The sequence below is a fragment of the Actinotalea sp. C106 genome, from assembly GCF_023630195.1.
In the GTDB taxonomy this organism is placed as follows: Bacteria; Actinomycetota; Actinomycetes; order Actinomycetales; family Cellulomonadaceae; genus Actinotalea.
In genome coordinates this window covers 22,727-29,169 of the sequence record NZ_JALPKN010000011.1, presented here as the reverse complement: position 1 = coordinate 29,169, position 6,443 = coordinate 22,727, and the positions used below count along the sequence as shown (strand labels likewise).

Genomic DNA, 6,443 nt, shown 5'->3' with positions numbered 1-6,443 from the left:
CCTGGGGCGCCCCGGAGGCCGACCGCACCTGGACGGCGCCGTCGGCCCCCCAGGTCAAGGCCTCGGCGCAGAGCAGCAGCGTGCGCCCGCCCGGCTCGCGGACCCACGCGGTCCGCGCGGTCTCGGCGTCGAGCACGAGCAGGTCCACGGCTCCCTCGCCCCGGGTGATCCGGTGCGGGGTGAGCGAGGGCTCGAGGTGCAGCACGTCGTCAGGGGCGAGGACGACCTCGACGTCGATCCCGGGCTCGGCGGTCAGCACGAGGGTCGGCACGCCGTCGGCCTCGGTGCCGGTGCCGGCGTCCGTCCCGGTGCCGGCGTCGCTCCCCGGGACCGGCTCGAGGACCGTGAGCAGGGAGGCGGTGGCCCAGGCGATGCGCAGGCCGCCGACCGACCACGCGACGGGCCAGCGCGCGAGGGTGCCGGGCGGGATGGTGACCGGCCGTGAGGGCAGGGTCAGCACCTCGTCGTCGAGGGTGACCTCGAAGCGCGCGTCGACGTAGGGGTCGAGGGGCACGTGGGGCTGGTGCCACGCGAGGAAGAGCACGCCGCTGCGACCGTCGGACCGCAGGGCCCAGCGCAGGGTGGTGACGTCCTCGACGCCCGTGGGCAGCTCCTCGGGGAGGGTCGAGGGCATGTCGGCGAGGGTGGGACCGAAGGCCGCGAGGAAGGCGTGCTGGCGGCGCAGCTCGGCGTGGCTCGGCGCGAGGTCCCCGGCCTCGCCCACGGGGGCGTGGAAGTCGTAGCTGCGGCGGGGCAGGTCGTTGGGGTAGCCCGTGGCCTGGGACTCCTGCAGCCCGGGGCCCTCGGGGCCGGCCAGGCCCCAGGGGTTCGTGCCGCCCGCGTACATGTAGTAGCCCTGCCAGGCCGAGCCGTTGCCGACCTTGACGTGGGCGACGGTCGCGACGTCGAGGGCCCGGGGCCACGGGCGCCGGTGGTAGGCGGTGGCCATCCCGCCGCCGAGCTCGCAGGTCGCGGCCGGGAAGTCTGGCGAGGGTGTGCGGTCGGGCGGGGTGAGGCGTGCCTGGGCGGCCTCGCTGCGCAGGTCCGCCCCGATGCCCGGGTCGTCCCACACGTGGGAGAACAGGTGGTGCTCGCGGAAGGTCGGGTCCCACGGCTGGTCGGCGTCGACCCAGAACCCGTCGCCGTAGCCGCCGAACAGGGGCAGCACCTCACCGACGGGCAGCTGCGCCCCGCCCCAGGCTGTCGCCGTCCACAGCGGGGCGGCGAGCCCGGCCTCGCGGGCGAGCCCCTTGAGGGTCGCGACGTGCTGGGGCTGGTCGTAGATCTCGTTCTCGATCTGGATGCCGATCACGGGGCCGTCGGGACCGCACCGGTCCGCCACGGCCGCGGCCACCTGGCCGAACCACTCGCGCACCAGCTCGAGGTAGGCGGGGTCGTCGGTGCGGTGCGCGACGTCGGCCTGCTGCACCCAGTCGGGGAGACCGCCGTTGCGCACCTCGCCGTGGCACCAGGGACCGATCCGCAGCACGACGTCGAGCCCGGTCTCGGCGCACAGGTCGACGAAGGCCCCGAGGTCCAGCTCGCCCTCGAACTGCGGGCGGCCGCGCTCCTCGACGTGGTGGATCCAGAAGACGTAGGTCGCCACCACGGTGACGCCTCCCGAGCGCATCAGCCGCAGCCGCTCGGCCCACCGGTCGCGCGGGACCCGTGAGTAGTGGATCTCCCCCGAGACGGGGATCACCGGGGCGCCATCACGCTCGAGGTAGCGGTTGGTCAGGCCCAGGCCGGGGCGCTGGTCCTGCTCGTTGGCCATGGCCGGGCGGGTGAGGGGGCCCGTCCAGGGGCGGTGCCGGACGGCCAACGGTGCGATGCCCTCGTCGGTCCCGTTCGTCCCGCCGTGGGGCAACTGCTCGGTCATGCGCGTCTCCTCAGCTCCGTCCCTGCCGCGGACGAGGTTCTCACGGCACGCGGCGCGGCTCGACCTGAGACCAGGGAGAGGACGCCGCCCGGGGCGAGGAGGCGCCGTCGGACGGCCGGGCCGGGGCGGGTCGAGCAGGGGGTTCGGGCCCGGTCGAGACGGGAGGTCGGGTCGGCCTCAGCCGGCGGCGACCTGGGCGGGGGTGGTGCCCGAGATCCTCGCCACGAGGGAGACGGCGCCCTCCCAGTAGCGGGCGTAGTGCTGGGGGTCGGCGTTGCGCTGCACGGTGTGCGCCACGAGGGTCGGGGCCATCGTGTCGCGCCCCTCGACGCGGGTCAGGGCCGAGTAGAAGCTGCGCGAGCTCGCCGCGGGGTCCATCCGTTCGGCGAGGGTGCCCCAGGCGCCGTTGTCCCGCTGCTGGAAGAGGCCCCGGCTGTCCGGCCCGGCCGTGTCCCCGTGGTCGAGGACACGCAGCGAGGACTCCCCCATGGCGGTCATCACGGCGAGGGCCTGGTCACGCAGGGACAGGCCCATCGTGCGGCCGGTCTCGACGACGGCGGCCGCGTTGCCCACCTGCTCGGCGGTGTAGCCGGGGACGGCGGGGAGAGCCCCCGGCGTCGCCTGCACGGCGGCTGCCTGGGCGGGGGCGGTCTGCGTCGCCGCGGTCTGCGCGGCGAGCACCGACGCGAAGTCCACGGCCGAGGCGGAGGGGGCGTGCGGTGCCCTCGGGGCGGCCCCGCCGAGGGTGTGCAGGGTGCTCTGGAGGGTCGCGATGCGTGCACTGATCGCGGCGATGCCGTCCATGAGCCCCCTGTCCGTGCCGGATGCGGTCACCAGACCCATCGGCCGAGCCACGGTCGGCGTGAGCGCTCCGGCCGCACCTCGCCCCCCGTGAAAACCCGTGACGGCACGGGTGTGATGTAGGTCACTTATGTGATCGCTCAAGGTGTCCGAATTGTCAGACGATGAGAAGAAGGAGTCACGGGACGGGGGATCACCGGGACTCGTCACGAGAAGGGCAAACCCGCCGAGAGGCGGGGACGCAAAGCCAGGGGCCCCGCAGGGGGCCGCCCAGCCACCGAACGAGCGGACATGGACATGAACCCCGTAGCACCCCTCCCCGCAGCGCTCGCCGCCCAGGCGGCCACCGCCCCCACGACCGTCACGGCCCGCTGGGTCCGCGACGGGCTTCAGGTCATCGGCGGCGGGACCGGCACCCCCGGCTCGGCCGCCGAGGCGCGCGCCCTCCTGTCGGGCCTCCCGACCCAGGTGCGCTGACCCTCAGCCGTCCTCAGCCCCGCCGCCCCGAGTCGGCAAGCCCGTCTCGGGGCGCGGGGCGAGCACCGTGCTCGAGGTGACCGTCGCCGTGCGGCGCAGGATCGCCCACCGACCGTCACGTCGCGCGTAGAGATCGGCGTACTCCCCCACGCTCAGCCGCCAGGTGCCGTCAGACCCACGGGTCAGCGCGTGCGCGACGCTGCGCCCCACCGCGGAGTCCCCGTCGACCTCGACCTCGAGGCCCGTGCTCCAGTGGTGCCCCCGGGCCAGGGACTCCCACTGGCGCTCGATCGCCCAGCGGATCTCGGCGTGGCCGGTGAACGTCGGCCCACCGACGTCCCAGGTCGCGTCGGGGTGCCACACGGACAGGAACCTGATCAGGTCGCGCTCGTCGGCGCCGTGGCAGTAGTCCACACCCAGCCGCTGCACCGCAGCGACCGCGTCCAGGTGCGCGAGTCCGTCCTCGCCCTCAGGCGGCCTCGCGGCCGGCCTCCTCGGCGAACAGCGGCCGCAGGGCCGCGATGACGTCGAGCCGGTCCACGTCCTTGATCTGCGCGACCAGGGCCACGCACACGTTGGCGAGGGTCAGGGCGCCGTAGGCCACGGGCGTGGCCTTGTCCTCTGCGCCGGCGACGAGACCCTCGAGCTGGGCCATCGCGAGGGGCACCGCCTGGCGCGAGGCGACCCGATCCTCCGGGTCCAGGGCCGTGAGGGCGTCGAGCAGTGCGCGGGCGATGCCTTGCTGCTGCTCCGGGGTCACAAAACGACCATACGGGGCATCAGGCCGCCGTCGCGCCCCCCGGAGCGCGGCTTCACCCGAAGGGGGGACCCGCGCTCGGCCCGCGCGCCGGTGGGAGACTCCGGGCATGGCTACCGGGACCACGACGACGCCGCGGCTCGTCCTCTCCCCGCCGGTGCAGGGCGACCTCGCCGAGCTGCATGCCCTGCACGCCGACCCCGGGGTGTGGGCGCACTTCCCCGCGGGCCGGCACGCCACGGTCGAGGCCACCGAGCGGATCCTCACCGACACCATCGCCGGCTGGGAGGAGCGCGGCCTGGACTTCTGGACCGTGCGCACCCGGCTCGACGAGGGGCCCGGCGCCCTGGTCGGGATGGGCGGGTGCCGCCTGCACCGCGGTCCCGTGTGGAACCTCTACTACCGCCTCAGCCCGACGGTCTGGGGCCGGGGCATGGCCCAGGAGCTCATCGCCGCCGCACGGTCCGCGGCCACCACGCAGCACCCCGAGGTCCCCGTCGCCGCCTACCTCCTCGAGCACAACGACAGGTCACGGCGGGCGGCTGAGCGCGCCGGGCTGCAGCAGCTGTGGCGCGGGCCCGACGTCGGCAACCCCGACCCCGAGGCCGTCCGGCTGGTCTACGCCGACCGGGAGGTCGACGTCGGGATGCTGGGGGTCGTCACCGGGCAGGCCTGACGGCGCGGCGATCGCCCCGCTGGTGGCGAGCGGCCGCACAGCTCGGTGCGGCCTACCCACCGTTCAGCTGAACAGGGCGCTGTACCCGTTGAGCGCGGGCTGACCGCCGAGGTGGGCGTAGAGGACCGTCGACCCGGCCGGGATCTCGCCGTCGCGCACGAGCCGGATGGTCGCGGCCATCGACTTCCCCTCGTAGACGGGGTCGGTGACCATGCCCTCGGTGCGGGCGGCGAGGCGCATCGCGTCCAGGGTGACCTCGTCGGGGATCCCGTAGGTGCCGGCGTGGAAGCGCTCGTCGAGCTCGACGTCCTCGAGGGTCACCTCACGCTCGAGGCCGATCCGCCGGCCGGTGCTCTGGGCGATGCGCAGCACCTGGTCGCGGGTCTTGGCCGGGTCTGCCGAGGCGTCGACGCCGAGCACGCGTCGGGACCGGGCGCCCTGCTCCTCGGCGAGGGCGAAGCCTGCGACCATGCCGGCCTGGGTGGACCCGGTGACCGAGCAGACCACCACGGTGTCGAAGAAGACGCCGAGCTCCTCCTCCTGCTGGGCGACCTCCCGGGCCCACCCGGCGAAGCCCAGCCCGCCGAGCGGGTGGTCCGAGGCGCCCGCAGGGATCGCGTACGGCTTGCCGCCGTCGGCCTCGATCTGCGCCAGGGCGCGCTCCCAGCTCTCGCGGAAGCCGATGTCGAACCCGGCCCGCACCAGGTGGACCTCGGCCCCGGCGAGGCGGGAGATGAGGATGTTGCCGACCTTGTCGTACACCGGGTCGGGCCAGTCGACCCAGCTCTCCTGGACCAGGACGCAGCGCAGGCCGGCCCGGGCGGCGACCGCGGCGACCTGACGCGTGTGGTTGGACTGCACGCCCCCGATCGAGACGAGCGTGTCGCAGCCCTGGACCAGGGCGTCGGCCACGAGGTATTCGAGCTTGCGGGTCTTGTTGCCGCCGTAGGCGATGCCGGAGTTGCAGTCCTCGCGCTTGGCCCACACCTCGGCGCCGCCGAGCTCGGCGGTGAGCCGGTCGAGGCGGTGCACCGGGGAGGGGCCGAAGAGCAGCGGGTAACGAGGGTGGTCGTCGAGGGTGGTCATGTCGCCTCCAGGTGGGCGCGGTCCAGCTCGTGCACGAGCGTGGTCCAGATCGCGGTGGTCAGGGCGACGGCGGCGTCGACGTCGGTCGAGCACGCCTCGATGAGGCGCGCGTGCAGGTCCACGGAGTCGTGACCGTGGGGGGCGGCGAAGCGCTGGCGCTCGAGCCGCCGGATCATCGGGGTGAAGCGGGTGACGGTGGCCTGGGCCGCGGCGTTGCCCGCGCGGTCGAGCAGCACCTGGTGCAGGTCGTCGTCCGCCGCGAGGGCCGCCTCGGTGTCGCCGGAGCGGACCGCGGCGGCGAAACGCTCGTTGGCGGCGCGCATGCGGTCGAGGTCCTCGGTGGTCAGGTGCGGGGCGGCCGCGCGGGTCGCGACCTCGTGCATCGAGCGGACGACGACGGCGGCCCCACGCACCGCCTCGGCGTCGAGCGGGGTGACGCGGGTGTGGCTCTGGGGCTTGGTCTCGACCAGGCCCTCGTCCCCGAGGGTCACCAGGGCGGCGCGGACGGGGGCGACCGAGAGGCCGAGCTGGGCCGCGAGGGCGGTGTCCTTGATGACGTGGCCCGGGGCGAGGTCCCCGTCGACGATCGCAGACCGGATGCGCGCGGCGGCTTGATCGCGCAGCAGGACGCGGTGGACGGGGGGCAGGTGATGCATGGTTGACATCTAACATGTCAGTAGCGAGGTGGACAAGAGCCGGGGGCGTCGGACGACGCCGGAACGGCAGGACGGCGCCCAGGTGCTGGCTACGCTGAGCGGACCAGCATC

At 74.7% G+C, this 6,443-nt stretch carries 8 protein-coding genes and 1 riboswitch; of the genes, 2 read left to right on the top strand and 6 right to left on the bottom strand.

All coding sequences use genetic code 11. From position 1 onward, the window contains the following. The coding region (locus tag L0B03_RS01745; RefSeq protein WP_250443309.1) for a beta-galactosidase at window positions 1-1,879 on the bottom strand (1,879 nt) is incomplete at its 3' end. 177 nt (window positions 1,880-2,056) lie between these two features. Beyond that, window positions 2,057-2,722, bottom strand: coding sequence for a hypothetical protein (locus L0B03_RS01740; protein WP_250443306.1), 666 nt, complete (start codon window positions 2,720-2,722; stop codon window positions 2,057-2,059). 164 nt (window positions 2,723-2,886) lie between these two features. Further along, window positions 2,887-2,962, top strand: a riboswitch (cyclic di-GMP riboswitch). A gap of 9 nt (window positions 2,963-2,971) precedes the next feature. Between L0B03_RS01740 and L0B03_RS01735 the strand changes: the two genes are divergently transcribed. Continuing rightward, window positions 2,972-3,157, top strand: coding sequence for a hypothetical protein (locus L0B03_RS01735; protein ID WP_250443301.1), 186 nt, complete (start codon window positions 2,972-2,974; stop codon window positions 3,155-3,157). Between the two features lie 3 nt (window positions 3,158-3,160). Here the strand turns inward: L0B03_RS01735 and L0B03_RS01730 are convergent, their stop codons facing one another. Together L0B03_RS01730 and L0B03_RS01725 are read right to left on the bottom strand one after the other, a co-directional pair. Next, window positions 3,161-3,604: a nuclear transport factor 2 family protein gene (locus L0B03_RS01730; protein ID WP_284501256.1), complete on the bottom strand. Its 444-nt coding sequence runs from the start codon at window positions 3,602-3,604 to the stop codon at window positions 3,161-3,163. Between the two features lie 22 nt (window positions 3,605-3,626). Beyond that, complete coding sequence (locus L0B03_RS01725; RefSeq protein ID WP_250443295.1) at window positions 3,627-3,917, bottom strand: hypothetical protein; 291 nt, start codon at window positions 3,915-3,917, stop codon at window positions 3,627-3,629. 106 nt (window positions 3,918-4,023) lie between these two features. Between L0B03_RS01725 and L0B03_RS01720 the strand changes: the two genes are divergently transcribed. Continuing rightward, on the top strand, window positions 4,024-4,590 hold the full coding sequence (locus tag L0B03_RS01720) for a GNAT family N-acetyltransferase (RefSeq protein WP_250443293.1): 567 nt from the start codon (window positions 4,024-4,026) through the stop codon (window positions 4,588-4,590). A gap of 63 nt (window positions 4,591-4,653) precedes the next feature. On the opposite strand, the gene L0B03_RS01715 is transcribed toward L0B03_RS01720, so the two are convergent. Together L0B03_RS01715 and L0B03_RS01710 are read right to left on the bottom strand one after the other, a co-directional pair. After that, complete coding sequence (locus L0B03_RS01715) at window positions 4,654-5,676, bottom strand: 1-aminocyclopropane-1-carboxylate deaminase (RefSeq protein ID WP_250443290.1); 1,023 nt, start codon at window positions 5,674-5,676, stop codon at window positions 4,654-4,656. After that, a complete protein-coding gene (locus L0B03_RS01710) occupies window positions 5,673-6,332 on the bottom strand; it encodes a GntR family transcriptional regulator (protein WP_250443288.1) in 660 nt (219 codons plus the stop codon). The genes L0B03_RS01715 and L0B03_RS01710 overlap by 4 nt, the downstream gene beginning before the upstream one ends. Window positions 6,333-6,443: the final 111 nt, after the last annotated feature.

What these genes read in the sequence shown, in the direction of transcription:
- L0B03_RS01740 (WP_250443306.1), bottom strand. Translation starts at nt 2,722, where the DNA reads ATGGGTCTGGTGACCGCATCCGGCACGGACAGGGGGCTCATGGACGGC.
- L0B03_RS01735 (WP_250443301.1), top strand. Translation starts at nt 2,972, where the DNA reads ATGGACATGAACCCCGTAGCACCCCTCCCCGCAGCGCTCGCCGCCCAG.
- L0B03_RS01720 (WP_250443293.1), top strand. Translation starts at nt 4,024, where the DNA reads ATGGCTACCGGGACCACGACGACGCCGCGGCTCGTCCTCTCCCCGCCG.
- L0B03_RS01715 (WP_250443290.1), bottom strand. Translation starts at nt 5,676, where the DNA reads ATGACCACCCTCGACGACCACCCTCGTTACCCGCTGCTCTTCGGCCCC.
- L0B03_RS01710 (WP_250443288.1), bottom strand. Translation starts at nt 6,332, where the DNA reads ATGCATCACCTGCCCCCCGTCCACCGCGTCCTGCTGCGCGATCAAGCC.